At 53.9% G+C, this 26,261-nt stretch carries 27 protein-coding genes; 13 read left to right on the plus strand and 14 right to left on the minus strand.

The window, feature by feature from the left end; all coding sequences use genetic code 11:
• Positions 1-98: 98 nt before the first annotated feature.
• On the minus strand, positions 99-908 hold the full coding sequence (locus tag AC3G3F_RS08485) for a DeoR family transcriptional regulator (RefSeq protein WP_023246623.1): 810 nt from the start codon (positions 906-908) through the stop codon (positions 99-101).
• Between the two features lie 263 nt (positions 909-1,171).
• On the opposite strand from AC3G3F_RS08485, the gene kbaZ reads away from it, so the two are divergent.
• From kbaZ to kbaY, 4 genes are all read left to right on the plus strand, one after another.
• The gene (kbaZ, locus tag AC3G3F_RS08490) at positions 1,172-2,449 is read left to right on the plus strand and encodes a tagatose-bisphosphate aldolase subunit KbaZ (protein ID WP_430717584.1); all 1,278 of its coding nucleotides are present in this window, start codon (positions 1,172-1,174) and stop codon (positions 2,447-2,449) included.
• An 85-nt stretch (positions 2,450-2,534) separates the two neighbouring features.
• Positions 2,535-3,668: an N-acetylglucosamine-6-phosphate deacetylase gene (nagA, locus tag AC3G3F_RS08495; RefSeq protein ID WP_053508264.1), complete on the plus strand. Its 1,134-nt coding sequence runs from the start codon at positions 2,535-2,537 to the stop codon at positions 3,666-3,668.
• Positions 3,669-3,967: 299 nt separating this feature from the next.
• Complete coding sequence (locus AC3G3F_RS08500) at positions 3,968-5,122, plus strand: SIS domain-containing protein (protein ID WP_023246626.1); 1,155 nt, start codon at positions 3,968-3,970, stop codon at positions 5,120-5,122.
• Positions 5,123-5,134: 12 nt separating this feature from the next.
• Positions 5,135-6,007 carry a tagatose-bisphosphate aldolase subunit KbaY gene (gene kbaY / locus AC3G3F_RS08505; protein WP_023246627.1) on the plus strand — a complete coding sequence of 291 codons (873 nt, stop codon included), beginning with the start codon at positions 5,135-5,137 and terminating at the stop codon, positions 6,005-6,007.
• 392 nt (positions 6,008-6,399) lie between these two features.
• Here kbaY and rsmI read toward each other — a convergent pair whose 3' ends face one another.
• The gene (gene rsmI, locus AC3G3F_RS08510; protein WP_023246628.1) at positions 6,400-7,263 is read right to left on the minus strand and encodes a 16S rRNA (cytidine(1402)-2'-O)-methyltransferase; all 864 of its coding nucleotides are present in this window, start codon (positions 7,261-7,263) and stop codon (positions 6,400-6,402) included.
• 63 nt (positions 7,264-7,326) lie between these two features.
• Between rsmI and AC3G3F_RS08515 the strand changes: the two genes are divergently transcribed.
• Genes AC3G3F_RS08515 through dolP form a run of 4 tightly spaced genes read left to right on the plus strand, consistent with a single transcriptional unit; the run spans position 7,327 to position 10,928 of the window.
• Complete coding sequence (locus tag AC3G3F_RS08515; protein WP_063390848.1) at positions 7,327-9,378, plus strand: penicillin-binding protein activator; 2,052 nt, start codon at positions 7,327-7,329, stop codon at positions 9,376-9,378.
• On the plus strand, positions 9,336-9,731 hold the full coding sequence (locus AC3G3F_RS08520) for a YraN family protein (RefSeq protein ID WP_488394798.1): 396 nt from the start codon (positions 9,336-9,338) through the stop codon (positions 9,729-9,731). Before AC3G3F_RS08515 ends, AC3G3F_RS08520 begins: the two co-directional genes overlap by 43 nt.
• A gap of 21 nt (positions 9,732-9,752) precedes the next feature.
• The gene (gene diaA / locus AC3G3F_RS08525) at positions 9,753-10,343 is read left to right on the plus strand and encodes a DnaA initiator-associating protein DiaA (RefSeq protein ID WP_023246631.1); all 591 of its coding nucleotides are present in this window, start codon (positions 9,753-9,755) and stop codon (positions 10,341-10,343) included.
• 9 nt (positions 10,344-10,352) lie between these two features.
• Positions 10,353-10,928, plus strand: a complete 576-nt coding sequence (gene dolP / locus AC3G3F_RS08530) for a division/outer membrane stress-associated lipid-binding lipoprotein (protein WP_000643280.1) — start codon at positions 10,353-10,355, stop codon at positions 10,926-10,928.
• 66 nt (positions 10,929-10,994) lie between these two features.
• Here dolP and AC3G3F_RS08535 read toward each other — a convergent pair whose 3' ends face one another.
• A complete protein-coding gene (locus tag AC3G3F_RS08535) occupies positions 10,995-11,630 on the minus strand; it encodes an NAD(P)H-binding protein (RefSeq protein ID WP_001664614.1) in 636 nt (211 codons plus the stop codon).
• Positions 11,631-11,760: 130 nt separating this feature from the next.
• On the opposite strand from AC3G3F_RS08535, the gene yhbO reads away from it, so the two are divergent.
• Complete coding sequence (yhbO, locus tag AC3G3F_RS08540) at positions 11,761-12,279, plus strand: protein/nucleic acid deglycase (RefSeq protein ID WP_000037597.1); 519 nt, start codon at positions 11,761-11,763, stop codon at positions 12,277-12,279.
• Here the strand turns inward: yhbO and AC3G3F_RS08545 are convergent.
• On the minus strand, positions 12,259-12,702 hold the full coding sequence (locus tag AC3G3F_RS08545) for a YhbP family protein (protein ID WP_488394800.1): 444 nt from the start codon (positions 12,700-12,702) through the stop codon (positions 12,259-12,261). The genes yhbO and AC3G3F_RS08545 overlap by 21 nt on opposite strands.
• 37 nt (positions 12,703-12,739) lie before the next feature.
• Here AC3G3F_RS08545 and AC3G3F_RS08550 point away from each other — a divergent pair, with 37 nt between their 5' ends.
• On the plus strand, positions 12,740-13,057 hold the full coding sequence (locus AC3G3F_RS08550; RefSeq protein WP_072158667.1) for a GIY-YIG nuclease family protein: 318 nt from the start codon (positions 12,740-12,742) through the stop codon (positions 13,055-13,057).
• On the opposite strand, the gene AC3G3F_RS08555 is transcribed toward AC3G3F_RS08550, so the two are convergent.
• Together AC3G3F_RS08555 and ubiT are read right to left on the minus strand one after the other, a co-directional pair.
• The gene (locus AC3G3F_RS08555) at positions 13,044-13,547 is read right to left on the minus strand and encodes a GNAT family N-acetyltransferase (RefSeq protein WP_000908562.1); all 504 of its coding nucleotides are present in this window, start codon (positions 13,545-13,547) and stop codon (positions 13,044-13,046) included. The genes AC3G3F_RS08550 and AC3G3F_RS08555 overlap by 14 nt on opposite strands.
• The gene (gene ubiT / locus AC3G3F_RS08560; protein WP_000884721.1) at positions 13,541-14,065 is read right to left on the minus strand and encodes a ubiquinone anaerobic biosynthesis accessory factor UbiT; all 525 of its coding nucleotides are present in this window, start codon (positions 14,063-14,065) and stop codon (positions 13,541-13,543) included. Before ubiT ends, AC3G3F_RS08555 begins: the two co-directional genes overlap by 7 nt.
• Before the next feature lie 216 nt (positions 14,066-14,281).
• On the opposite strand from ubiT, the gene ubiU reads away from it, so the two are divergent.
• From ubiU to AC3G3F_RS08575, 3 genes are all read left to right on the plus strand, one after another.
• Positions 14,282-15,277, plus strand: a complete 996-nt coding sequence (gene ubiU / locus AC3G3F_RS08565) for a ubiquinone anaerobic biosynthesis protein UbiU (protein WP_053508271.1) — start codon at positions 14,282-14,284, stop codon at positions 15,275-15,277.
• A gap of 8 nt (positions 15,278-15,285) precedes the next feature.
• The gene (locus AC3G3F_RS08570) at positions 15,286-16,164 is read left to right on the plus strand and encodes a U32 family peptidase (RefSeq protein ID WP_023246636.1); all 879 of its coding nucleotides are present in this window, start codon (positions 15,286-15,288) and stop codon (positions 16,162-16,164) included.
• A 153-nt stretch (positions 16,165-16,317) separates the two neighbouring features.
• Positions 16,318-17,325 carry a luciferase-like monooxygenase gene (locus tag AC3G3F_RS08575; protein WP_088733688.1) on the plus strand — a complete coding sequence of 336 codons (1,008 nt, stop codon included), beginning with the start codon at positions 16,318-16,320 and terminating at the stop codon, positions 17,323-17,325.
• 87 nt (positions 17,326-17,412) lie between these two features.
• Here the strand turns inward: AC3G3F_RS08575 and mtr are convergent, their stop codons facing one another.
• The 8 genes from mtr to rbfA form a co-directional block, all read right to left on the minus strand.
• A complete protein-coding gene (gene mtr, locus AC3G3F_RS08580) occupies positions 17,413-18,657 on the minus strand; it encodes a tryptophan permease (RefSeq protein WP_488394803.1) in 1,245 nt (414 codons plus the stop codon).
• 153 nt (positions 18,658-18,810) lie between these two features.
• Complete coding sequence (deaD, locus tag AC3G3F_RS08585) at positions 18,811-20,700, minus strand: ATP-dependent RNA helicase DeaD (RefSeq protein ID WP_053508275.1); 1,890 nt, start codon at positions 20,698-20,700, stop codon at positions 18,811-18,813.
• Positions 20,693-20,773, minus strand: a complete 81-nt coding sequence (gene yrbN / locus AC3G3F_RS08590; RefSeq protein WP_010723222.1) for a protein YrbN — start codon at positions 20,771-20,773, stop codon at positions 20,693-20,695. Before yrbN ends, deaD begins: the two co-directional genes overlap by 8 nt.
• 105 nt (positions 20,774-20,878) lie before the next feature.
• Positions 20,879-21,763, minus strand: a complete 885-nt coding sequence (gene nlpI, locus AC3G3F_RS08595) for a lipoprotein NlpI (RefSeq protein ID WP_023246640.1) — start codon at positions 21,761-21,763, stop codon at positions 20,879-20,881.
• Positions 21,764-21,872: 109 nt separating this feature from the next.
• Positions 21,873-24,008 (minus strand): polyribonucleotide nucleotidyltransferase, encoded by a 2,136-nt coding sequence (gene pnp / locus AC3G3F_RS08600; protein WP_023246641.1) that lies wholly within the window; start codon positions 24,006-24,008, stop codon positions 21,873-21,875.
• A 240-nt stretch (positions 24,009-24,248) separates the two neighbouring features.
• Positions 24,249-24,518: a 30S ribosomal protein S15 gene (rpsO, locus tag AC3G3F_RS08605; RefSeq protein WP_000059465.1), complete on the minus strand. Its 270-nt coding sequence runs from the start codon at positions 24,516-24,518 to the stop codon at positions 24,249-24,251.
• A 345-nt stretch (positions 24,519-24,863) separates the two neighbouring features.
• The gene (truB, locus tag AC3G3F_RS08610) at positions 24,864-25,808 is read right to left on the minus strand and encodes a tRNA pseudouridine(55) synthase TruB (protein WP_023246642.1); all 945 of its coding nucleotides are present in this window, start codon (positions 25,806-25,808) and stop codon (positions 24,864-24,866) included.
• Positions 25,808-26,209 (minus strand): 30S ribosome-binding factor RbfA, encoded by a 402-nt coding sequence (gene rbfA / locus AC3G3F_RS08615; RefSeq protein WP_001040199.1) that lies wholly within the window; start codon positions 26,207-26,209, stop codon positions 25,808-25,810. Before rbfA ends, truB begins: the two co-directional genes overlap by 1 nt.
• Between the last annotated feature and the right edge of the window lie 52 nt (positions 26,210-26,261).

Raw genomic sequence — 26,261 nt, forward strand, 5'->3', positions numbered from 1 at the left:
CGGATAAAAAAGTAGCCGTTATCCAGCCTGGGTATAACCGTATAATCTGTAAACCGGGTAAGCGCCAGCGCCGCCCGGTATTTTTACGTATCATGCAATTATATTTTCACCAGTATCACATCAATTCCGCTCTTACGTAGCCCTTCCAGACTTTCCACGGGAATGCCCTCATCAACAATAATCATATCGATCCGTTGCGTATCAATGATCTTATGCAGGCTGGAACGATCGAATTTGCTGGAGTCAGTAACAACAATAATCCTCTCCGCCACCTCACACATCCGACGGTTAAGCCTGGCTTCATCTTCATTATGAGTACTAATACCACGCTCTAAATCAATAGCATCAACGCCAAGGAACAACATATCGAAATGGTAATTCTGTAAGGAGTGCTCCGCCTGATCGCCATAAAAAGACAGAGACTGGCGGCGGAGATGTCCACCAGTCATTAGTAATTCGACGCCCTCGGCTTCCAGTAAGGCATTAGCAACGTTCATACCATTGGTCATAGCAATCACATCAGTGTGCTTGCGCATCAGACGAGCAATTTCATAAGTCGTCGTACCCGAGTCAAGAATCACACGATGACCCGGTTTAATCAGCTCGACCGCAGCTCTGGCAATACTGCGTTTCAATGCCGTATTAAGAGAACTTTTATCTTCCACAGAAGGCTCAATACCTGAGGTATTACTGTCACAGATTAGCGCGCCGCCGTAGGCTCTTACTGCAATACCCTGCTTTTCAAGGAAAGCCAGGTCGTTACGAATTGTCACCGTAGATACGCCAAACAATACGGAAAGATCGCTCACTTGTACGCTTCCCTGCTGTCGCAGCCGCTGAATAATCAGCTCACGTCTTTCACTGGTACCCGTTACGCGTTTATCTGCGGAAGAGTCGGTATGGCCCATAAAACATCCTTTAATTAAATCTTTCGTTTTATTTCGTTTTGACTATTAACGCTTTTCTTATAGGGGAAAGCAAGCCTCCCTCCGGTAATACCCAGATCCCTCCACCTAAATCTTTCATTATGTTTCTTTTGTGAAACAGATCGGAAAACCATTAACTTTCATTTTCTTTTCAAAAGACCATGATACAGTATAAAATGAAATACAACGAAAGAAGATGGACGTAATCACCTGAACTGGAGAAGAAAGTGAAACATTTAACTAAAATGGTGGAGCAGCATAAACGCGAGAAAGCAAACGGGATTTACGCCGTTTGTTCCGCGCATCCACTGGTACTGGAATCCGCGATACGCTACGCCCACGCTAACCACACCCCCTTGCTGATCGAAGCAACCTCTAACCAGGTTGACCAGTTTGGCGGCTACACAGGCATGACCCCTGCCGATTTTCGCGATTTTGTCTGCCAGCTCGCCGATTCACTGGGATTTCCTCAATCAGAATTAATCCTGGGCGGAGACCATCTCGGTCCCAATCGTTGGCAAAACCTGCCCGCTACACAGGCGATGGTTAATGCCGATGACCTGATTAAAAGTTATGTAGCAGCCGGATTTAAAAAGATCCACCTGGATTGCAGTATGTCCTGCGCCGATGACCCGGTGCCGCTAACCGATGAAATCGTAGCGGAGCGGGCGGCTCGCCTGGCGAAAGTAGCAGAAGAAACCTGTCAGCAGCATTTTGGTGAATCCGACCTGGTCTATGTCATCGGGACGGAAGTTCCGGTTCCCGGCGGGGCGCATGAAACATTAACAGAGCTGGAAGTAACCACGCCGGAAGCAGCACGCGCCACGCTGGAAGCCCACCGTCATGCGTTTGAAAAGGCAGGACTGGATGCTATCTGGCCACGCATCATTGGACTGGTTGTACAGCCCGGCGTCGAGTTTGACCACACGCATATCATCGATTACCAGCCACAAAAAGCTATCGCTCTGAGCAAAATGGTGGAAGCGTATGACACGCTGGTATTCGAAGCGCACTCCACGGATTACCAGACACCGCAGTCGCTGCGCCAGCTAGTGAAAGATCACTTCGCCATCCTGAAAGTCGGTCCGGCCCTGACCTTCGCCCTACGCGAAGCGCTCTTCTCGCTGGCGGCCATTGAAGAAGAGTTGCTTCCAGCTAAAACCAGCTCCGGACTACGTCATGTACTTGAAAGCGTGATGCTCGATCGCCCGGAATACTGGCAGAGCCACTATCACGGAGATGGTCACGCTCGACGTCTGGCGCGTGGCTACAGCTATTCTGACCGCGTTCGCTACTACTGGCCGGACAGCCAGATTGATAACGCCTTCGAGCGGCTGGTACGCAACCTCGCAGACGAACCTATTCCACTGCCGCTCATCAGTCAGTATTTACCGTTGCAGTACGTAAAAGTCCGCGCGGGAGATATCAACGCTACGCCGAAAGAACTCATCATCAGTCATATTCAGGACATCTTGCAACAGTACCACGCCGCTTGTTATGGCACGATGTTCCATAACGAATAACAAAAAGGAAAAACGTTATGGCAAATCTGGTACTGGTCGACGAACCGGGTCGGTGCCGCGAAGGAAAACTGCTTGAGGAAGGAATATGACGCAAATTTTGCGCGCCAGGCGCCTACTGACAGAGCAAGGCTGGCTGGACGATCACCAGTTGCGTATTGAAGAGGGCATTATCACCGCGCTAGAACCCATTCCGGCAGGCATAACATTGCGTGATGCCGAGTTGCTGTGCCCTGCTTATATTGATACCCATGTTCACGGCGGCGCGGGAGTCGACGTGATGGATGAAGCGCCGGACGCACTCGATAAACTGGCAATCCATAAAGCACGTGAAGGGGTAGCCAGTTGGCTACCCACTACCGTTACAGCGCCGCTAAAGGCGATTCACAGCGCTCTGAAACGTATAGCGCTACGCTGCCATTCGGGCGGCCCGGGCGCACAGGTGTTGGGGAGCTACCTGGAAGGCCCCTACTTCACGCCGCAGAATAAAGGAGCGCATCCCCCGGAGCTGTTCCGGGAACTGAATCTCGTCGAATTAAATGAACTGATAGCAATCTCCCGGCATACCTTACGCGTGGTCGCGCTGGCGCCGGAAAAAACCGGAGCATTAGAAGCAATTGCCCATCTGAAGCAGCAGGGGGTTCGGGTGATGCTAGGACACAGCGCAGCCACCTGGAAGCAAACCCACGCCGCTTTTGATGCAGGCGCGAACGGGCTGGTGCACTGCTATAACGGCATGACCGGTCTGCATCACCGGGAACCGGGAATGGTCGGCGCAGGGTTAACGGACCCCCGTGCCTGGCTGGAGCTTATCGCCGACGGCCACCACGTCCATCCGGCGGCAATGAAACTGTGCTGCTGTTGCGCCAAAGATCGGGTGGTACTGATCACCGATGCCATGCAGGCTGCAGGCCAGTCCGACGGGCGCTATACACTCTGCGGTGAAGAGGTGGAAATGCACGGCGGTATCGTGCGGACCGCTTCCGGCGGTCTGGCGGGCAGCACCCTATCAGTTGATGCAGCGGTTCGCAATATGGTCGAGTTGACGGGGATCGCCACAGGGGAAGCTATCCATATGGCTTCGCTACATCCGGCCCGCTTGTTAGGAATCGATCATCATTTGGGATCGTTAAAAACAGGCAAACGCGCCAATATCATTGCGCTAGATAACAGGCTGTATTTACAACAGATCTGGATTCAGGGTCGAGCATTTCCCTTATAACCCTTTCATTGTACGTTATTATGGCCTTCGGTTATCTCCCGCAAGGCCTTTCTTTTCCTTTCGCTTCATAAAAATTCAACCCTGCATATTTAAATCTATTTATTATAAATCAACAAGATAAACACAGCCTTCATTTTAATGGATATAAATTTCGTTTTATTTCATTTGCCCACATTGAACTTTCGATTCCTTTCCTATAAATTACAGCAAACGATTATGTGAATAAGTGAAACGAAACGAAAGATAGCAACACTTTGCTAACGTCTGATGTGGAATTCACAAGACTAAGGACTTACGTTATGCCAGAAACCTATACCTCAGCAGCCGCGACAACCGGAACCTGGACAGAAAAAGAGATTCGTCAGCAGCCCGCCAGTTGGCTTCGCTCACTGAATCATATCGATACTATTCGCTCCGCGATCGACAGCTTTCTTACACCATTGCTGCATAAAAACGACCTCAGGATAGTCCTCACCGGGGCGGGTACTTCAGCATTTATCGGCGAAATCATCGCTCCCTGGCTTGCCAGCCAGACCGGAAAAAATATCTGTGCCATACCGACAACCGATCTGGTCACCAATCCGATGGACTATCTGAACCCGGCGCACCCATTACTGTTGGTCTCCTTCGCCCGTTCCGGTAACAGTCCGGAGAGTGTCGCCGCCGTTGAACTGGCAAATCACTTCGTTCCAGAGTGTTACCATCTTTCGATCACCTGTAACGAGGCAGGCAGCCTGTATCAAAACGCTGTTGGAAACGACAATGCTTTTGCATTGTTAATGCCCGCTGAAACACACGATCGCGGCTTTGCGATGACCAGCAGTATCACCACCATGATGGCCAGTTGCCTGGCCGTCTTCGTTCCGGAAATGATTAATAGTCGGACCTTCCGTGACGTGGCCGATCGTTGTCAGGCGATTCTGAACTCACTCGGTGATTTCAACCACGGCGTGTTTGGTAGTGAGCCCTGGAAACGAATCGTTTACCTCGGTAGCGGTGGGCTGCAGGGTGCCGCACGTGAGTCATCGCTGAAAGTGCTGGAGCTGACAGCGGGTAAACTGGCAGCATTCTATGACTCGCCGACCGGTTTCCGCCACGGTCCAAAATCACTGGTCGATAGCGAAACGTTGATCGTGGTGTACATCTCCAGCCACCCTTATACACGCCAATATGATCTCGATCTGTTGGCTGAATTGCGTCGCGATCGACAGGCCATGCGCGTCGTAGCCATTGCTGCTGAAAGTGATGCCGTTATTGACGCTGGCCCGCACATCCTGCTGCCGCCTTCACGCTTCTTTAACGATATTGAGCAGGCTTTCTGCTTCCTGATGTACGCCCAGGTATTCGCGCTCACACAATCAATCAGTGTTGGTAATACTCCAGATACCCCTTCCGCCAGCGGCACAGTCAACCGTGTGGTACAGGGCGTCGTTATTCATCCCTGGCAGGATTAAGAGGTTCCGATCATGAGCATTATTTCCACAAAATATCTCCTGCAGGATGCGCAGGCAAAAGGTTATGCGGTACCGGCTTTCAACATTCATAATGCCGAGACGATCCAGGCGATCCTTGAAGTGTGCAGCGAAATGAAATCCCCCGTGATCCTCGCCGGGACGCCGGGTACTTTTAAGCATATTGCGCTGGAAGAGATCTATGCGCTATGCAGCGCATACTCTACCAGTTTCGGTATACCACTGGCACTGCACCTCGATCACCACGAATCGCTGGATGATATTCGCCATAAGGTGAATGCGGGTGTGCGTAGCGCCATGATCGATGGTAGCCACTTCCCATTTGAAGATAACGTAAAGCTGGTGAAATCAGTCGTGGACTTTTGCCACTCACGTGATTGCAGCGTAGAGGCAGAGCTAGGGCGCCTGGGCGGAGTCGAAGACGACATGAGCGTTGATGCGGAAAATGCTTTTCTGACCGATCCGCAGGAAGCCAAACGCTTTGTCGAACTGACGGGCGTAGATAGCCTTGCTGTTGCTATCGGTACGGCGCATGGCCTCTACACTAAAAAACCCAAAATCGATTTCCAACGTCTGGCAGAAATTCGTGAAGTGGTTGATATACCGCTGGTGCTGCACGGCGCAAGCGATGTACCTGACGAATATGTACGACGCACTATTGAATTAGGTGTATGTAAAGTGAATGTAGCAACCGAATTAAAAATTGCTTTTGCCGCTGCGGTCAAAAAATGGTTTATTGAAAACCCGGATGGCAACGACCCACGTTATTATATGCGTGTTGGTATGAATGCGATGAAAGAAGTGGTAAGAAGTAAGATAACCGTTTGTAATTCACACGAAAAATTACTACCTACTCTACAGTATTAATATATTTTTCTGGGTTAGATAAATAAATTAATCACTATCACTACTTAGTTCTCAATTTATGAAGGTCATGATGAGCACCTCATGATCTTCATAGTATCTTATTGTCAATAATGGAGTATTCTGCACACCCCAGGAAAAGTCTTTCAAACCATAAGTATGGCCATTATTTCAAAGCATTGCCCACACCAGCGGGGTGATTATTGAAGACGAAAGCCACTATGTTCTGGGCAGTGAACGCTTTTTGCCGAATCGACTTCGGCACGCAAAGATATTGGCAGGAACAAGCAATAGAACGGATGCGAAAACAGGGCTGATAACTGAAATCCCATTCTGCCGGATGGCGACGCCTGAGCGTCTTATCCGGCCTACGGGTATCAAACGCGTTAATAAATTTATGAATCCTGCTGCGCCAGCGCATATTTATACAGCGCATTCTTCTTCACGCCATGAATTTCCGCCGCCAGCGCCGCCGCTTTTTTCAGCGGCAATTCGGCCTGTAGCAGCGCCAGCGTGCGCAGCGCGTCGGCGGGCAGGTCGTCTTCTTGCGCTTTATGCCCTTCGACAATCAGCACCATCTCGCCTTTACGGCGGTTTTCATCCTCTTTCACCCACGCCAGCAGCTCGCCGACCGGCGCGCCGTGAATCGTCTCCCAGGTTTTGGTCAGCTCACGCGCCAGCACCACGTAGCGGGATTCGCCCCACACGGCCACCATATCTTCCAGGCTATCCAGCAGACGATGGGTGGACTCATAAAAAATCAGCGTTCGCAGCTCCGCTTCAACCGCCTTCAGCGCATCGCGGCGACCTTTGGATTTCGCCGGTAAAAAGCCTTCATAGCAGAAACGGTCGGATGGCAGGCCAGCGGCGCTCAGGGCGGCAATAGCCGCACACGGCCCCGGTAGCGGCACCACACGGATGCCCGCTTCGCGACAAGTACGCACCAGATGGTAACCCGGATCGTTAATTAGCGGCGTACCGGCATCGGAAACCAGCGCAATGTTTTGCCCTTCTTTCAGCTTCGCGACCAGCGTTTCCGCTTTTTGTTGTTCGTTATGGTCATGCAACGCGAACAGCCGGGCGTTAATCGCGAAATGCTGCAGTAATAAACCGGTATGTCGGGTGTCTTCAGCAGCAATTAAATCAACGGCTTGTAAAACTTCCAGCGCACGTTGGGTAATATCAGCCAAATTCCCGATAGGAGTAGGTACAATAAAGAGTTGGCCCTGAGAATTATCCGCCGATTCGTTTTGTTTCATTGTGTCGTCCGTATTGCCGATTTAATATTGAGCATTGCGTAAAAAAATATCACTGGATACAGTATGGTACCCTCAACATTTTCTCGTTTGAACGCCGCGCGCGCGCTGCCTGTCGTCCTGGCGGCACTGCTTTTCGCCGGTTGCGGCACCCAGGCGCCGGATCAAAGCGCAGCCTATATGCAGGGCTCAGCGCAAGCTGACTCCGCCTTTTACCTGCATCAGATGCAGCAAAGCGCAGATGATAGCAAGACCAACTGGCAATTACTCGCCATTCATGCCCTGCTGAAAGAAGGTAAAAGCCAGCAGGCCGTCGACCTGTTCAACCAACTCCCGCAGAATCTGAACGATACGCAACGCCGCGAGCAGTCGCTGCTGGCCGTCGAGATCAAACTGGCGCAGAAAGATGTGGCAGGCGCGCAGGCCTTGCTGGATAAGCTAAAGCCCGCCGACTTTGCGCCAACTCAGCAAGCGCGTTACTGGCAGGCGCAGATCGATGCCAGCCAGGGACGCCCGTCACTTACCCTATTACGGGCGTTAATCGCTCAGGAACCGCTACTGGCAGCGAAAGATAAACAAAAAAATATCGACGCCACCTGGCAGGCGCTCTCCGCCATGACGCAGGATCAGGCCAGGACGCTGGTTATCAACGCCGATGAAAATGTGCTTCAGGGCTGGCTGGATCTGCAACGCGTCTGGTTTGACAACCGCAACGATCCAGACATGCTGAAAGCCGGGATCGCCGACTGGCAAAAACGCTACCCGCAAAATCCGGGGGCGAAAATGCTGCCGACACAGCTCGTCAATGTACAACGTTTTAAACCGGCTTCCACCAGCAAAATCGCTCTGCTGCTGCCGCTGAGCGGTCAGGCCGCCGTGTTTGGCCGTACCATCCAGCAAGGTTTTGAAGCCGCGAAAAACCTCGGCACCCAGGCGGTGGAGATGCAGCCTGCCGCCGCGCCTGACGCGCCGGTCGAACCTGGCGTGGAGGAGACGCAACCACAAATCACCGATGGCGTCGCCAGTCCGTCACAGGCCTCGGTGAGCGATCTGACTGATGACGCTCCATCCCAGTCCGCTACGCCAGTCAGCGCGCCACAAACGCCCCCTGCACAGCCTGCTACGGCAAGCGCGCCGGCAAATCCTTCCGCTGAATTAAAAATCTACGATACCTCTTCCCAGCCGTTGGATCAGGTGCTTGCCCAGGTTCAGCAAGACGGCGCCAGTATTGTCGTCGGACCGTTGTTGAAAAACAATGTGGAAGCGCTGATGAAAAGCAACACGCCGCTCAACGTACTGGCGCTCAACCAGCCGGAAACGGTACATAGCTTCCCTAACATCTGCTATTTCGCGCTCTCTCCGGAAGATGAAGCCCGTGACGCAGCGCATCATATTTATGACCAGGGCAAGCAGTCGCCGCTGCTGTTGATCCCACGCAGCGCGCTTGGCGATCGCGTGGCGAATGCCTTCACCCAGGAGTGGCAAAAACTGGGCGGCGGCATCGTGTTACAGCAAAAATTCGGCTCCGTAGCCGAGCTGAAAATGGGCGTGAACGGCGGCGCGGGTATCGCGTTGACGGGCAGCCCGGTCGCCGGTAGCGTGCCTTCGCAGCCGGGCGTCACCATTGGTGGTCTGACCATCCCTGCGCCGCCGACCGACGCGCAAATCACCGGCGGTGGACGCGTAGACGCGGTCTATATTCTGGCTACACCGGAGGAGATTGGCTTTATCAAACCAATGATCGCCATGCGTAACGGCACCCAGAGCGGCGCGACGCTGTATGCCAGCTCCCGCAGCGCGCAAGGCACCTCCGGCCCCGACTTCCGTCTGGAGATGGATGGCTTGCAGTACAGTGAAGTTCCCATGCTGGCAGGCGGCAATATGCCGTTGATGCAGCAGGCGCTGAGTACCGTACATAACGATTATTCTCTGGCGCGGATGTATGCCATGGGCGTGGACGCCTGGACGCTGGCGAACCACTTTTCGCAGATGCGTCAGGTGCCGGGATTTGAGATCAATGGCAATACCGGCGCATTAACCGCCAGCCCGGATTGTGTGATTAACAGGAAGTTATCATGGCTCAAATACCAGCAAGGGGAGATTGTTCCCGCCAGCTAACGCGTAAACAGGCCGGTGACGTGTGGGAAGCTGCCGCGCGTCGCTGGCTGGAAAGCAAAGGACTGCGGTTTGTCGCCGCCAACGTGCGCGAGCGCGGCGGCGAAATCGATCTGATCATGCGCGACGGAAAAACCACGGTTTTTGTTGAGGTTCTCTACAGGCGCTCCGGGCTTTATGGCGGCGCGGCGGCCAGTGTGACCCGCAGCAAACAACACAAATTATTACATACTGCCCGCTTGTGGCTCGCCCGCCAGAATGGGAGTTTTGATACTGTGGATTGTCGGTTCGATGTGTTAGCCTTCACCGGAAATGAGATTGAGTGGTTTCGGGATGCGTTTAACGACCACTCATAATTGAAGATTTTAAGGATTAGCGTGCTCGATAGAATCAAAGTCTGCTTTACAGAAAGCATTCAAACTCAAATTGCTGCGGCGGAAGCGCTTCCGGATGCCATTTCCCGCGCCGCCATGACGCTGGTTCATTCCCTGCTTAACGGCAACAAAATCCTCTGTTGTGGAAACGGAACGTCCGCGGCCAACGCACAGCATTTTGCTGCCAGCATGATTAACCGCTTTGAAACGGAGCGACCCAGTTTACCCGCCATTGCACTAAATACCGATAATGTGGTCTTAACAGCGATCGCTAACGATCGCCTGCACGATGAAGTTTATGCAAAACAAGTCCGGGCGCTGGGACATGCAGGCGATGTTTTATTGGCGATCTCTACGCGTGGTAATAGTCGCGATATCGTAAAAGCCGTTGAAGCAGCCGTCACGCGTGACATGACCATTGTGGCGCTAACCGGGTATGACGGGGGCGAGCTGGCCGGACTACTAGGGCCGCAGGATGTTGAAATTCGTATCCCTTCACACCACAGCGCGCGCATTCAGGAAATGCATATGCTGACGGTAAACTGCCTGTGCGATTTGATTGATAACACGCTTTTTCCTCACCAGGATGATTAAGGAGTACACATGAAGGCATTTTCGCCGCTCGCAGTCCTTATTTCTGCGTTGCTATTGCAAGGCTGCGTCGCCGCCGCGGTAGTGGGTACGGCGGCCGTCGGTACCAAAGCCGCAACCGACCCGCGTAGCGTGGGCACCCAGGTGGATGACGGAACGCTGGAACTGCGCGTCAGTAGCGCGCTGTCGAAAGATGAGCAAATCAAAAAAGAGACGCGCATCAACGTCACGGCTTATCAGGGCAAAGTTTTGTTAGTGGGCCAGTCGCCAAACAGCGAACTCTCCGCACGCGCTAAACAGATAGCGATGGGCGTTGAAGGCACCACCGAGGTTTATAACGAGATTCGCCAGGGTCAGCCTATCGGCCTGGGGACCGCCTCTAACGATACCTGGATCACCACGAAAGTTCGCTCACAGCTACTGACCAGCGATCAGGTAAAATCGTCAAACGTAAAAGTCACCACTGAAAATGGCGAAGTGTTCCTGCTGGGCCTGGTGACTGAACGTGAAGGTAAAGCGGCAGCGGATATCGCCAGCCGGGTGAGCGGCGTGAAACGCGTGACCACCGCCTTTACGTATATTAAGTAACCGGTGTGCCGGGTGGCGATAAGAATGTGTAAACCGCATCGCCATCCGGCAAATCCTCCGGCTTCGCTACCCCGCTTTTTCCCGCAGTTGCGATGAGGTCAGAATCGTCACGCCTTCTTGTGCTGGCGCCAGCGCTTCCGCCAGCATGGCGCGCGCCACATCCCGCGCATCAATCGATTTCCAGTTGCCGGGCAGCAGCCGGAATAGCGGAGCGAAAAGCGTTTCATTCACCCGCCGCGTTGTTCTGTCGCCGAGCAGCATAGAAGGCCGGGCAATCGTCAAACGAGGCCATTTTTGCGCGATTAACGCCTCCTCCATTTCTCCTTTCACCCGATTATAGAAAAACGGAGAGTGCGCGTTTGCTCCCATTGAGCTGACCACCAACATGTGCTGCGCGCCCAGCCGACGCCCGGTCAGTGCGGTATCAACCACCAGCGTATAATCCGCATGAATAAACGCCGCTTTACTTCCCGCTTCACGCCGGGTCGTGCCCAGGCAGCAAAAAACAATATCCACCGGGTCGGTCACCTGAGCTAACGCATCGGTAAGCTGCGGATCGTGAGGGTTATACACGCCGACAATATCCGTCAGCGGACGACGCGTCGGCGCGGCGATAGCGCTCACCTGCGGCGTGTTGATTAACATTCTCAGCAGATGTCCGCCGACCAGTCCGGTCGCGCCGGTAATCAGTACCTGACTCATCCTCGCTCCTTTACAGATTTGTCCACCTTGCACTCTCGGCCCTATCGACCAGGCTTAATAGTCTACGAGGTAAGTATCCATCATTGTGGGAAATTTGCCTTACCAGAAGCCAACACCGCGGAGGAAACGCATGAGTAAGAAAATAGCCGTTTTGATTACCGATGAATTTGAAGATTCAGAATTTACCTCGCCGGCAGCAGAATTCCGTCAGGCCGGACATGAGGTCATCACCATCGAAAAAGAGGCGGGTAAAACGGTGAAAGGAAAAAAAGGCGAGGCCAGCGTCACCATTGATAAGGCGATTGATGATGTTCGTCCCGACGAGTTCGACGCCTTGCTATTGCCGGGAGGTCATTCGCCGGACCACCTGCGCGGCGACAGCCGTTTCGTGGATTTTACCCGCGATTTTGTTAACAGCGGTAAACCGGTCTTTGCCATTTGCCACGGCCCGCAGTTGTTGATCAGCGCTGATGTCATTCGTGGCCGCAAACTCACGGCGGTGAAACCGATTATTATCGATGTGAAGAACGCGGGCGCGGAATTTTACGATCAGGAAGTCGTCGTCGATAAAGATCAGCTGGTGACCAGCCGCACGCCTGACGACCTGCCGGCATTTAACCGCGAGGCGCTACGCCTGCTGGGCGCGTGAATCGCGTAACCAGTGCAGTTTTTTACCAAACCCCAGCGTATTGTCGGTGAATTTAATTTCATCCAGCCGGATTTCCCATACCGGCGCTGGCAGCACTCTGGCGACCGGGAAGCGACGAAGGTAAGCTTTACGCGCGGCGTCGCTCTCCTGCCCCTCCAGACGGCGAATTTCCCCTTTAAACTGCACGCCGCGAATGCGCGCCACCGTTTTCGGCTGTCCGTTGACCGTTCCCGCAACTGGCGCGCGCGCGCCGGACATTTGCGCATGGAGGGTTTTATCCTCCGTTAACAGATACAACGCGACGTTTTGCGCATCGAACAAATAAAACGCGTTGGCGCACCACAGCTCTCCCTCATGGTGTACGCACCAGGTCACCACATGTTGTTTCGCCAGCCAACGGCCAATAGCGGTAAGTGTGTCCATCTTTATTCTCGCTTATACTGGGAACCTGAAAATTATCATGCTGATGGCGACAATGACACCCTGGTATCTGTATCTGATTCGTACGGCAGACAATGCGCTTTACACCGGGATCACCACCGATGTGGCGCGTCGTTACAGGCAGCATCAAACGGGAAAAGGCGCAAAAGCATTACGGGGGAAAGGTGAATTAACGCTGGCGTTTGCGGCGCAGGTCGGCGATCGCTCGCTGGCCCTGCGCATAGAGTATCGCATCAAACAGCTCACAAAGCGCCAGAAGGAGCACCTTGTGACGGAACGCGAGGTATTTGAAGCGCTATTGTCCAGCCTGCAAACGCCGGTGCTTAAAAACGATTGAAGTGGTCGTGATACTCCACCAGCCCCGTCACGCCCTCCAGCGCATCCTCAGCCAAACGGTGTACCTGGAAAGCGCTTTCCGTACCGGGCCAACGGCAGTGAAGATCGTAATGAGCGGCCAGTTCAAAACCGAAGCGGCTATATAACGCCGGGTCACCCAGCGTCACGACCGCCGCGTAGCCGAACTCATTGAGCGAATCCAGCCCTTCATACACTAACTGGCGCGCCAGCCCTTGCCCGCGATATTTTTCATCCACCGCCAGCGGCGCCATACCGACCCACTGTAAATCCTCGCCCTGCACATCAACCGGGCTGAAGGCCACATAGCCCACCACCTGACCTTCATCATCCGTGGCCACCAGACCGAGCGTCAGAAAGCCATCTTCACGCAAATCGTGAACCAGCTTCGCTTCCGCATCGCTTTCGAATGAACGGCGTAACAGCGCATCAATACCAGGCGCATCAATGGGGATTTCTACTCGAATTAGCATGGTTCACCTACCGAGGTCTGTTTGGTTTCCGGCGAGTTTTTCATGCCCGCCTCAACAAAATCCGCCAGTTGCAGCAGCATAACGCGTAACGCTTTCGGCATCTGCTCCAGTTCGATGGCGTCCATCAGATTCTTCACATATAACCCTAACTCAGTATCGCCTTCAATGACCAGTCGACGCTGGAAAAAGAGCGTATCCGGGTCCTGTTTACGGGCAGCTATCATTAGCAGATCGCTGGCGTCGGCGCTAAAACTGACGTCGGCATCCGCCTGCTGGCTAACGATCAGCTTTTCATTTTCAACCGTGGTATACCATTTTAAGTCAATGTCACGCACATGAATGCTTAACCAACGACCTTCGAGGAATTCCAGCTCTCCATCGGCCAGCGCCTGACGAAACTGCCAGCTCAGAACCTGTTCCAGAACCTGGCGCTTTAGCGCAAAGGGCGTCAGTTTAACCGGTACACTCATCAGAGACGGGCCAGCATGGACTAAGCGTGAACGCAGTTTATCTAACACGAGCTTTACTCCCTGTTTCAATAGTCCTGTTATTTTGCCATATCCAATAAATCACATGGCGGCGTAAATCAACAATTGTGTCTGATTTTCTACCCCATTATTGGTGTTACCAATACGCCTTTAACTGCCTTAAATCAAAAATTGTCGCAGCAAGGTTAACTAAAATCCCTGTTCGTTAACAATTTTGCGTCTCAGACGTAATCCTCAGGATAAATTATGGAGCTGCTCTGCCCTGCCGGAAATCTCCCGGCGCTGAAGGCGGCCATCGAGAACGGCGCTGACGCCGTTTATATCGGGTTAAAAGACGATACCAATGCCCGTCACTTTGCCGGCCTTAACTTCACCGAAAAAAAATTGCAGGAAGCGGTGAGCTTTGTTCACCAGCATCGCCGCAAATTACACATCGCCATTAATACTTTTGCGCATCCGGACGGCTATGTCCGCTGGCAGCGCGCCGTGGATATGGCGGCGCAGCTTGGCGCCGACGCGTTGATTCTCGCCGACCTCGCTATGCTGGAATATGCCGCAGAGCGTTACCCACATATTGAGCGTCATGTTTCCGTTCAGGCCTCGGCAACCAACGAAGAGGCGATTCGCTTTTATCACCGCCACTTTGATGTCCACCGCGTGGTACTGCCGCGTGTACTGTCGATTCACCAGGTAAAACAACTGGCCCGCGTCACGCCGGTGCCGCTGGAGGTATTCGCGTTCGGCAGCCTGTGCATTATGGCGGAAGGTCGCTGCTATCTTTCTTCTTACCTGACGGGGGAATCGCCCAATACCGTCGGCGCCTGCTCCCCCGCCCGCTTTGTTCGTTGGCAGCAAACCCCGCAGGGGCTGGAATCGCGCCTGAATGATGTCCTGATCGACCGTTACCAGGATGGCGAAAACGCGGGCTACCCAACGCTATGTAAAGGCCGCTATTTAGTAGACGGCGAGCGCTATCACGCGCTGGAGGAGCCAACCAGCCTGAACACGCTGGAGCTGCTGCCGGAGCTCATGGCGGCGAATATCGCCTCGGTGAAGATCGAAGGCCGCCAGCGCAGCCCGGCCTATGTCAGCCAGGTGGCGAAAGTGTGGCGCCAGGCGATCGATCGCTGCAAAGCCGCCCCGCAAAACTTCGTTCCACAGCGCGACTGGATGGAGACGCTCGGCGCGATGTCCGAAGGCACCCAAACCACGCTTGGCGCATATCACCGTAAATGGCAGTGAGAGGAGCTATGAAATATTCCTTAGGACCGGTGCTTTATTACTGGCCGAAAGAGACGCTGGAAGATTTTTATCAGCAGGCCGCAAAAAGCAGTGCTGACGTCATTTATCTGGGCGAAGCGGTGTGTAGCAAGCGTCGCGCTACCAAAGTCGGCGACTGGTTGGAAATGGCGAAATCCCTCGCCGCCAGCGGTAAGCAGGTGGCGCTCTCCACCCTGGCGCTGGTACAGGCGTCATCTGAATTAAGCGAGCTGAAACGCTATGTGGACAACGGCGATTTTCTGCTGGAAGCCAGCGATCTTGGCGTGGTGAATCTGTGCGCCGAGCGCAAACTGCCATTTGTCGCCGGCCATGCGCTGAACTGTTACAACGCGGTCACGCTGCGTCGGTTGCTGAAAGAAGGCATGGTGCGCTGGTGTATGCCGGTGGAGCTGTCCCGCGACTGGCTGGTGAATTTGCTTAATCAGTGCGATGAACTGGGCATCCGCAATCAGTTTGAAGTGGAAGTGTTGAGCTATGGGCATCTGCCGCTGGCCTACTCCGCTCGCTGCTTTACTGCCCGTTCGGAAGACCGTCCAAAAGATGAATGCGAAACCTGCTGTATCAAGTATCCAAACGGTCGTGACGTGCTCTCGCAGGAGAATCAGCAGGTGTTTGTGCTTAACGGTATTCAGACCATGAGCGGCTATGTCTATAACCTTGGCAACGAACTGACGTCGATGCAGGGATTGGTGGATATCGTGCGGCTATCGCCGTTGGGTACGGAGACATTGGCCATGCTTGATGCCTTTCGCGCTAACGAAAACGGCGGCGCGCCATTAGCACTTGCCGCGCATAGCGACTGTAACGGCTACTGGAAACGTCTGGCCGGGCTGGAGCTACAGGCGTAAATTTGCCGGATGGTGCCTGGCGTAGGCCTGATAAGCGTAGTGCCATCAGGCATGTCATATTCGCGACCTGTCTTATAACGCTCACTTTGTTAACAACATTCGCTAATCTTTAATGCAGTATTAAAAGATTAACCGGTAACAAAGTGAGCCGTTATGACTAACAAAACTATTCCGTTCTCGGTGCTGGATCTGGCGCCGATCCCTGAAGGATCTTCGGCAAAAGAAGCCTTCACGCACTCGCTTGATCTCGCACGGCTGGCTGAAAAGCGCGGCTATCACCGCTACTGGCTGGCGGAACATCACAACATGACCGGCATCGCCAGCGCGGCGACCTCGGTATTGATTGGCTATCTGGCGGCCAATACCACAACATTACGTCTTGGCTCCGGCGGCGTGATGCTGCCTAACCATTCACCGCTGGTGATTGCCGAGCAGTTTGGCACGCTGAATACCCTCTATCCAGGACGTATCGACTTAGGGCTGGGACGCGCGCCGGGTAGCGATCAGCCGACGATGCGCGCGCTACGTCGTCATATGAGCGGCGATATCGATAACTTTCCACGCGATGTCGCAGAGCTGGTGGACTGGTTCGACGCCCGTGATCCCAGCCCGCTGGTGCGCCCGGTGCCCGGCTACGGCGAGAAGATCCCGGTCTGGCTGCTGGGCTCCAGCCTGTATAGCGCGCAGTTGGCGGCCCAGCTTGGCCTGCCGTTCGCCTTTGCTTCGCATTTCGCGCCGGATATGTTGTTTCAGGCGCTGCATCTGTACCGCACCCAGTTCAAACCTTCAGCGCGACTGGAAAAACCGTACGCGATGGTGTGCATTAACATTATTGCTGCCGATAGCAATCGCGACGCGGAGTTCCTGTTTACCTCCATGCAGCAGGCCTTTGTGAAGCTACGCCGTGGAGAGACCGGCCAACTGCCGCCGCCGATCGAGAACATGGATACCTTCTGGTCGTCATCCGAGCAGTATGGCGTGCAGCAGGCGTTGAGCATGTCGCTGGTCGGTGATAAAGCGAAGGTCCGCCACGGGCTGGAATCTATCCTGCGGGAAACTCAGGCGGATGAAATTATGGTCAACGGCCAGATTTTCGATCATCAGGCGCGGCTACATTCGTTTGAACTGGCGATGAATGTGAAGCAAGAATTGTTGGGATAGTACGCCTTGTGCCGGATGGCGGCTTCGCCTGATCCGGCCTACATAAGCACGCAGGCCCGGTAAGCGTAGCGCCACCGGGCCATTATTTTACTGATACACCGGCAACAGATTAAAGCTCGACAAGATATGCACCAAAGCGTTACCGACGCCAAACAGCAGAATCAGTACAATCATCGGCGTGCCGCCCCAGACGCGAAATTTTGGGCTACCAAAGCGCTGGCGAGATTTACGCGCCAATAATGCCGGCACAATGGCCGCCCAGATCGTCGCTGCCAGTCCTGCATAACCAATGGCGTACAGGAAGCCGTTCGGGTACAACAGGCCACCGATCATCGGCGGCAGGAAAGTCAGCAGCGCGGTCTTCAAACGTCCCATCGCCGAGTCATCAAAGCCAAACAGATCCGCCAGGTAGTCAAACAGCCCCAGCGTAACCCCAAGGAATGAGCTCGCGACAGCAAAGTTAGAGAACACCACCAGCAGCAGATCCAGGCTGCGGCTGTTCAGCACGCCGCTCAATGCCTGTACCAGCACATCAATATTGCCGCCTTTCTGCGCAATGCCGATAAATTCCGGACGCGGGATGTTGCCCATCGTCCCCAGCAGCCAGACAGAATAGAGCGCCAGCGCCAGTAACGTCCCATAAATCAGGCACTTCACGATGGTGCGCGGATCTTTGCCGTAATATTTCATCAGGCTCGGCACGTTACCGTGATAACCAAAAGAGGCCAGACAAAATGGCAGCGTCATCAGCAGGTACGGCGTATATGACGCGTGGCTTTCAGCCACGTTAAACAACGTGGTCGGCGTGACGTGCCCCAACAAGCTGCCGAAGGTCAGGAAGAAAGTAATCACTTTCGCGCCCAGCACAATCGCCGTCATCCGACTGACCGCCTTCGTACTCAGCCACACTACAAACGCCACCAGCAGCGCAAAGGCAAAACCAGCCGCTCGCGCCGGAACGTTCAGCGACATCTCAGCAAAGGTATGATGCAGAATCGAGCCGCTCGCCGAGATATAGGCATAAGTCAGGATGTAGAGCACAAAGGCAATAGAAATGCCGTTGACAATATTCCAGCCTTTCCCCAGCAGATCTTTGGTGATGGTGTCGAAACTCGAACCAATGCGGTAGTTAAGGTTGGCTTCGAGGATCATCAGCCCGGAGTGCAGCATACAAAACCAGGTAAAGACCAGTGCCGCCATCGACCAGAAGAACCACGCCCCGGACATGACCACCGGCAGAGAGAACATCCCCGCGCCAATGATGGTACCGCCGATAATCACTACGCCGCCAAGCAGCGAAGGTGACGTTTGGGTGGTGGTAAGTGTTGCCATTCAGCTCTCTCTCCAGTCATTTATAGTGTGACTATCTATCAATACGCTGCACTGTACCAGTACATGAGTACAAAAGAAATAAAAAAAGCCCCGATTGTTACGATCGGGGCTGTATATTTTACTTTACGCTGTGAACGCGCAGGTCAGCGTGAGTTACGCATCACCGCCGAAACGACGACGACCGGTGGAGTCATCGCGACGCGGACCACGGCTTTCACGACGCTCGCCGCTGAAACGGCGACCTTCGCTACGGCCGCCTTCACGACGTTCACCGCTAAAATTACGACCGCCTTCACGACGTTCGCCGCTAAAGCTACGACCACCGCCACGACGCTCACCACCGGTATGCGGCTGAGCATCACCCAGCAACTGCATATTCATCGGCTTGTTCAGAATGCGGGTACGCGTGAAGTGCTGAAGCACTTCACCCGGCATACCTTTCGGCAGCTCGATGGTGGAGTGAGACGCGAACAGCTTAATGTTACCAATGTAACGGCTGCTGATGTCGCCTTCGTTAGCGATCGCGCCCACGATATGGCGAACTTCAACGCCATCATCGCGGCCCACTTCAATGCGGTACAACTGCATATCGCCAACGTCACGACGTTCACGACGCGGACGATCTTCACGGTCGCCACGCGGGCTACGGTCGTTACGATCGCGCGGACTACGGTCATCACGGTCGCGGAATTCACGCTTAGGACGCATCGGCGCATCCGGCGGCAGAATCAGCGGACGCTCGCCCTGCGCCATTTTCAGCAGCGCGGCGGCCAGCGTTTCGAGGTCCAGCTCTTCCCCTTCAGCAGACGGCTGGATTTTCGCCAGCAGCGCACGGTACTGATCCAGATCGCTGCTTTCCAACTGCTGCTGAACTTTCGCGGCGAATTTTTCCAGACGACGTTTGCCCAGCAGTTCTGCGTTCGGCAGTTCCACTTCCGGAATGGTCAGCTTCATGGTGCGTTCGATGTTACGCAGCAGACGACGCTCGCGGTTCTCAACGAACAGCAGCGCGCGGCCAGCGCGACCTGCACGACCAGTACGGCCAATACGGTGAACGTAAGACTCGGAGTCCATCGGGATGTCGTAGTTCACTACCAGGCTGATGCGCTCAACGTCCAGACCACGGGCCGCAACGTCGGTGGCGATCAGGATGTCCAGACGACCATCTTTCAGACGTTCCAGAGTCTGCTCACGCAGCGCCTGGTTCATATCGCCATTCAACGCGGCGCTGTTGTAGCCGCTACGTTCCAGCGCTTCCGCTACTTCCAGAGTCGCGTTTTTGGTACGCACGAAGATAATCGCCGCATCAAAGTCTTCCGCTTCCAGGAAACGCACCAGCGCTTCGTTTTTACGCATGCCCCACACCGTCCAGTAGCTCTGGCTGATGTCAGGACGGGTCGTCACGCTGGACTGAATGCGCACTTCCTGCGGCTCTTTCATAAAGCGGCGGGTAATGCGACGAATCGCTTCCGGCATGGTGGCGGAGAACAGAGCAGTCTGATGACCTTCCGGGATCTGCGCCATAATAGTTTCAACGTCTTCGATGAAGCCCATACGCAGCATTTCGTCGGCTTCATCCAGCACCAGACCGCTCAGTTTAGAGAGGTCGAGGGTGCCGCGTTTTAAGTGATCAAGCAGACGTCCGGGCGTACCGACAACGATCTGCGGCCCCTGACGCAGGGCGCGTAACTGCACGTCATAACGCTGACCGCCGTACAGAGCAACCACGTTTACGCCGCGCATGTGTTTAGAGAAATCTGTCATGGCTTCGGCAACCTGTACCGCCAGTTCGCGGGTTGGCGCCAGCACCAGAATCTGAGGTGCCTTCAGCTCAGGATCAAGATTGTTGAGCAGCGGTAAAGAGAACGCTGCAGTTTTGCCGCTACCGGTCTGGGCCATGCCCAGCACGTCGCGACCGCCCAGCAGATGCGGAATGCACTCTGCCTGGATTGGAGATGGTTTTTCGTAACCCAGATCGGTAAGGGCTTCAAGGATAGGAGCCTTCAGCCCCAGATCTGCAAAAGTGGTTTCGAATTCAGCCATGTAGTACGTGTGCCTCAAAATTAATGGCGGCCAGTCTACATAACTCATCATGAAATTGATCTGCAATTTTCATTGAAAAGTGTGAACCGGCTCAAAGTAGGTGTATTAACGAACAACAACGCCCTCACCCGCGAAGGTGATGGCAATCAAAAAGATTACGGGCTGATATGTTCGTCAGCTATTGCTGGTCCGATTCTGCCAGGTCATCTTGGTCCTGGCCCAGGAGCGATAATTCCAACAATGCGTATCGGTGCTCAACAAAGTTATGAACGTTGTTGGCCACCGCCAGTTTGAACAGAGCCGTGGCGCTGTCCAAATCCCCCAGACTTAGGTAGTACTTACCTAAATAGAAGTTGGTTTCACTGAGATGCTCAGCGAGCGAGGTGTTATCCGTTGCGTCCGCCTTGAGCCTGTCCATCAGCGTTGCTTCGCTAATGTCGCCCAGGTAGAACTCGACAATGTTCCATCCCCATTGCTCTTTATCCGATTTTTCGAAGCGTGCTTTTAACGCTTCTTTCGCCTGCTTCTCATTGAGCTTCTGCTCAACAAGATACAGCCACAGGCTGCGGTAAGGATCATTGGGATCGTCTTGATAAAACGCCAGCAGATCATCTTGCGCTAACTTATCACGGCCGCCGTAATACAATGCGATACCGCGGTTTAAGTGCGCGTAGTTGTAAGTTGGATCAAGCTCTAGTACAGAATCAAACGCTTCATAGGCAGCATCAAAATTGCCTGCCTGCGTTAAATAAATGCCTAAGTAATTGAATACTTCAGGCATATCCGGTCTGATTGCCAGCGCTTGTGAAAAATCATTTCGCGCTAATGCCCTCAAACCAAGACTATCATACAACACTCCGCGCTCATATAAAAGCTGTGCGCGTTCGTCATCGGTTAAAGCCCGACTGGCAAGAATCTGTTCCATACGCGCCAGAATCACTTCCTGCTGTAAAGTCGGTTGCAATGGTACTGCGAGGACTTCACTTTTACGCCAGGCGGAATTACTGCATCCTGCCAGCGTGAGTGCTGTCGCAACGAAACACCAGCGCAAAAAAGGCTTCATTTCCCACTCCCGAAGACAACGATTGAATGAACGTCCTGTTCCCCGGTGGCTCAACAAGGCGTCCAGCCAGGTCTAAAGCCCTCCGCAATGCGGAGGGCAAAAGGCAACCTTACTCGCCCTGTTCGCTCGCCGGAGCTTCCGGCGCAGCCGCAGGTTGAGACTGCTCGGTTGCTTCTTTAATGCTCAGACGTACACGGCCCTGGCGGTCAACTTCCAGAACCTTAACCGGCACTTCCTGACCCATCTGCAGATAGTCGGTCACTTTCTCTACACGCTTATCCGCGATTTGAGAGATGTGAACCAGACCTTCTTTACCGCCGCCGATGGCAACAAACGCGCCAAAGTCAACGATGCGGGTCACTTTACCATTGTAGATACGACCGACTTCGATCTCCGCGGTGATCTCTTCGATACGACGGATAGCGTATTTCGCTTTTTCACCGTCGGTCGCCGCGATCTTCACAGTACCGTCATCTTCGATTTCGATGGTAGTACCGGTCTCTTCAGTCAGCGCGCGGATCACAGAACCGCCTTTACCGATCACGTCTTTGATCTTGTCCGTGCTGATCTTGATGGTATGGATACGCGGCGCGAATTCAGAGATATCGCCGCGCGGCGCGTTGATCGCCTGTTCCATCACGCCCAGGATGTGCAGACGCGCGCCTTTCGCCTGATTCAGCGCCACCTGCATGATCTCTTTGGTGATACCTTCAATTTTGATATCCATCTGCAGCGCAGAGATACCGTCGCGGGAACCCGCCACTTTGAAGTCCATATCGCCCAGGTGATCTTCGTCGCCCAGAATGTCAGACAGTACAACGTAGTTGTCGCCTTCTTTCACCAGACCCATCGCGATACCCGCTACGGCGGCTTTAATTGGCACGCCAGCGTCCATCAGCGCCAGAGAAGCGCCGCACACGGAAGCCATAGAGGAAGAACCGTTGGATTCAGTAATCTCAGACACCACGCGAACGGTGTACGGGAATTTATCCATGTCCGGCATCACTGCCAGCACGCCGCGCTTCGCCAGACGACCGTGACCAATTTCACGACGCTTAGGAGAACCGACCATGCCGGTTTCGCCTACGGAGTACGGAGGGAAGTTGTAGTGGAACAGGAAGCTGTCAGTACGCTCGCCCATCAGTTCATCAAGCACCTGCGCGTCACGGGCAGTGCCCAGTGTTGCGGTAACCAGCGCCTGCGTTTCACCACGGGTGAACAGAGCGGAACCATGAGTACGCGGCAGCACGCCAGTGCGCACGTCCAGACCGCGGATCATGTCTTTTTCACGGCCATCGATACGCGGCTCGCCTGCCAGTACGCGGCTACGAACCACGTTTTTCTCAATCGCGTGCAGGATTTCGCCCAGTTCATTAGCGTCCAGAGTTTCATCTTCTGCGATAAGCTGATCGATGGTTTCGGATTTGATCACGTCAACCTGAGCATAGCGCTCTTGTTTATCGGTGATGCGGTACGCGTCGCTCAGACGAGATTCAGCCAGCGCAGCAACGCGCGCGTTCAGTGCGTCGTTGACGGCTTCCGGCTGCCAGTCCCAACGCGGTTTACCAGCTTCTTTCACCAGGTCGTTGATCGCCTGGATAACGACCTGTTGCTGCTCGTGACCGAATACCACCGCGCCCAGCATAGTGTCTTCGCTCAGCAGTTCAGCTTCGGATTCCACCATCAGCACAGCCGCTTCAGTACCGGCAACCACCAGGTCCAGTTTGCTCTCTTTCAGCTCGTCCTGGGTCGGGTTCAGTACGTACTGCTCGTTGATATAGCCAACACGCGCCGCGCCGATTGGGCCGTTGAACGGAATGCCGGACAGCGACAGCGCAGCGGATGCGCCGATCATCGCCACGATATCCGGGTTAACCTGCGGGTTAACGGAAACGACGGTGGCGATAACCTGCACTTCGTTAACGAAACCTTCCGGGAATAGCGGACGAACCGGGCGGTCAATCAGACGCGCGATCAGGGTTTCGCCTTCGCTTGGACGGCCTTCACGACGGAAGAAGCTGCCCGGGATACGGCCAGCAGCGTAGGTACGCTCCTGATAGTTAACGGTCAGTGGGAAGAAGTCCTGGCCTGGCTTGGCTTTTTTCTGGCCGACAACAGTAACGAATACGGCGGTGTCATCCATGCTTACCATAACAGCGGCTGTGGCCTGACGCGCCATCATGCCAGTTTCCAGCGTTACGGTATGCTGACCGTACTGGAATTTACGAACGATCGGATTAAGCAAAATAATATCCTTTCCAATTTTTGACGGCACAATACGCACCGTCGTTAATACCCGATCTTCTGCGCATCCTCGCGACTAATGACAACCCTAACCCTGATTCGGGTGAAGCCTCTCATTAGCCGCGCGAACCTCTGCAACGGAAGATCATTCATAGCAACAATACATTAGTTTCCAGTGAATTGCTGCCGTCCACTTGAAAAAAGGGGCCATTAGGCCCCTTCTTTCTGAAACTCGCAAGAATTAGCGACGCAGGCCCAGACGCTCAATCAGCGCGGTGTAGCGTGCAACATCTTTACGTTTCAGGTAGTCGAGCAGTTTACGACGCTGAGAAACCATACGCAGCAGACCACGACGGCTGTGGTGATCTTTTTTGTGCTCTGCAAAGTGACCCTGCAGGTGGTTAATCTGTGCAGTCAACAGAGCAACCTGAACATCGGTAGAACCGGTGTCGTTTGCGTCACGACCGAACTCAGAAACGATTTTAGCTGTAGCTTCAGTACTTAGAGACATTTTAAAACTCCAAAGTATTTAAGAATGAAAGGACGCCGATCTCTAATTCAGCGGTCCCTGTGTATACACTTCATCCTTCAAACTGCCTCTGTGTTGGCTGCGTCCGCTCACCTCAGTCACTTACTTGAGTAAGCCCCTGAGGATGTAATGAGAGATATCCTTGTCCCTCACCAGAGGCAGCCTTAGGCTGTTCAAATTCGTTCCAGACGAATTTGTCTCTTCCTTGCCGCCTTGATGCAGCTCGAATGATTTTGTGTACACGCCCGCAAACTGTTAAATAATTTACGCGACGTTAAGCGGCGGTATTCTACTCGTAGCGCTCTCTTATCGCAAGACGAAGCGACGTTATGCCGGATACTCTACTACCAGTCGACGGGGCGCAACACGACCTTCGTCGTCAATTTCGCCCATACCGATAAATTTACCGTCTTCACCTTCCGTCACACGAACCAGTCCATTCAACGGCGCGCCCGTGGTACGAACCGGGTTGCCATTTTTGAAGTATACCGAAGACGTTAACGGCAGATTAACAACAGGATAGTCCGAAGCAGGACTATCCATTGGCATCAATAATGGATCGAGCAACTGCGCTGCCGGAACGCCTTGCTGTTCCGCCTGCGCCACCAGCGTCTGCAAATGCTCCAGCGTGACCATTCGCTCTACCGGATACTTACTTACCGTCAGACGGCGCAGGTAAATGACGTGTGCGCCGCAGCCCAGTTTCTCACCTAAATCGTCAATAATGGTACGAATATAGGTGCCTTTCGAGCAGTGAACTTCCAGTTCAAGCTCGTTACCTTCGTGGCGAATAAACAGCAGTTCGTAGACGGTAATCGGGCGGGCTTCGCGCGGCACTTCGATACCCTGACGGGCATATTCGTACAGCTTCTTGCCCTGATACTTCAGCGCTGAATACATTGACGGAATCTGTTCGATATCTCCACGAAAGGTCTCCAGCGCGCTCGCAAGCTGCCCGGCGCTGAAAGTCACCGGACGCTCCAGCACGATTTGACCATCGGCGTCAGAGGTATCCGTACGTTGCCCCAGACGGGCAATAACACGATAGCGTTTGTCAGAATCCAGCAGGTACTGCGAAAATTTTGTCGCTTCACCGAGGCAAATCGGCAACATGCCGGTCGCCAGCGGGTCCAGCGCGCCGGTATGCCCGGCGCGGTTGGCATTGTAGATGCGCTTAACTTTCTGCAGCACGTCATTGCTGGACATGCCCTGCGGCTTATCCAGCAGCAGAACGCCGTGAATATCGCGGCCACGACGACGAGGACGACTCATCAATCCTCCTTGCTGTCGTCCGGGTTCACACGACGTTCTTCGTCATGTTTCACCACGTTAGTCACCAGGTTGGACATACGCATCCCTTCCACCAGCGAGTTATCGTAGAAGAAGGTGAGTTCCGGCACGATACGCAGGCGCATCGCTTTACCCAGCAGGCTACGGATAAATCCGGACGCTTCCTGCAACGCTTTGATACCCGCTTTCACCGCGTCTTCATCTTTGTCGTTCAGGAAGGTCACAAACACTTTGGCATAGGCCAGGTCACGGGACATTTCGACACCGGAGACGGTGGTCATCATGCCCAGACGCGGGTCTTTAATTTCGCGCTGCAGGATGATGGCAATCTCTTTTTGCATCTCCTGGGCCACACGCTGCGGGCGACCGAATTCTTTCGCCATAATAAATTCTCCAGAATAAAGACAAAAAAGGGGCATTCAGCCCCTTTTAAAT

The organism is Salmonella sp. FC25216 (genome assembly GCF_057751355.1).

Bases quoted from the DNA above. Each gene is read 5' to 3' on its own strand.
- nagA (WP_053508264.1), top strand. From the start codon at position 2,535: ATGACGCAAATTTTGCGCGCCAGGCGCCTACTGACAGAGCAAGGCTGG.
- ubiU (WP_053508271.1), top strand. From the start codon at position 14,282: ATGGAGCTGCTCTGCCCTGCCGGAAATCTCCCGGCGCTGAAGGCGGCC.
- AC3G3F_RS08500 (WP_023246626.1), top strand. From the start codon at position 3,968: ATGCCAGAAACCTATACCTCAGCAGCCGCGACAACCGGAACCTGGACA.
- AC3G3F_RS08570 (WP_023246636.1), top strand. From the start codon at position 15,286: ATGAAATATTCCTTAGGACCGGTGCTTTATTACTGGCCGAAAGAGACG.
- rsmI (WP_023246628.1), bottom strand. From the start codon at position 7,263: ATGAAACAAAACGAATCGGCGGATAATTCTCAGGGCCAACTCTTTATT.
- rpsO (WP_000059465.1), bottom strand. From the start codon at position 24,518: ATGTCTCTAAGTACTGAAGCTACAGCTAAAATCGTTTCTGAGTTCGGT.
- dolP (WP_000643280.1), top strand. From the start codon at position 10,353: ATGAAGGCATTTTCGCCGCTCGCAGTCCTTATTTCTGCGTTGCTATTG.
- deaD (WP_053508275.1), bottom strand. From the start codon at position 20,700: ATGGCTGAATTCGAAACCACTTTTGCAGATCTGGGGCTGAAGGCTCCT.
- AC3G3F_RS08515 (WP_063390848.1), top strand. From the start codon at position 7,327: ATGGTACCCTCAACATTTTCTCGTTTGAACGCCGCGCGCGCGCTGCCT.
- kbaY (WP_023246627.1), top strand. From the start codon at position 5,135: ATGAGCATTATTTCCACAAAATATCTCCTGCAGGATGCGCAGGCAAAA.
- rbfA (WP_001040199.1), bottom strand. From the start codon at position 26,209: ATGGCGAAAGAATTCGGTCGCCCGCAGCGTGTGGCCCAGGAGATGCAA.
- AC3G3F_RS08555 (WP_000908562.1), bottom strand. From the start codon at position 13,547: ATGCTAATTCGAGTAGAAATCCCCATTGATGCGCCTGGTATTGATGCG.
- AC3G3F_RS08575 (WP_088733688.1), top strand. From the start codon at position 16,318: ATGACTAACAAAACTATTCCGTTCTCGGTGCTGGATCTGGCGCCGATC.
- AC3G3F_RS08485 (WP_023246623.1), bottom strand. From the start codon at position 908: ATGGGCCATACCGACTCTTCCGCAGATAAACGCGTAACGGGTACCAGT.
- AC3G3F_RS08535 (WP_001664614.1), bottom strand. From the start codon at position 11,630: ATGAGTCAGGTACTGATTACCGGCGCGACCGGACTGGTCGGCGGACAT.
- mtr (WP_488394803.1), bottom strand. From the start codon at position 18,657: ATGGCAACACTTACCACCACCCAAACGTCACCTTCGCTGCTTGGCGGC.
- kbaZ (WP_430717584.1), top strand. From the start codon at position 1,172: ATGGTGGAGCAGCATAAACGCGAGAAAGCAAACGGGATTTACGCCGTT.
- yhbO (WP_000037597.1), top strand. From the start codon at position 11,761: ATGAGTAAGAAAATAGCCGTTTTGATTACCGATGAATTTGAAGATTCA.
- nlpI (WP_023246640.1), bottom strand. From the start codon at position 21,763: ATGAAGCCTTTTTTGCGCTGGTGTTTCGTTGCGACAGCACTCACGCTG.
- AC3G3F_RS08545 (WP_488394800.1), bottom strand. From the start codon at position 12,702: ATGGACACACTTACCGCTATTGGCCGTTGGCTGGCGAAACAACATGTG.
- yrbN (WP_010723222.1), bottom strand. From the start codon at position 20,773: ATGAAAATTGCAGATCAATTTCATGATGAGTTATGTAGACTGGCCGCC.
- AC3G3F_RS08550 (WP_072158667.1), top strand. From the start codon at position 12,740: ATGCTGATGGCGACAATGACACCCTGGTATCTGTATCTGATTCGTACG.
- AC3G3F_RS08520 (WP_488394798.1), top strand. From the start codon at position 9,336: ATGGCTCAAATACCAGCAAGGGGAGATTGTTCCCGCCAGCTAACGCGT.
- truB (WP_023246642.1), bottom strand. From the start codon at position 25,808: ATGAGTCGTCCTCGTCGTCGTGGCCGCGATATTCACGGCGTTCTGCTG.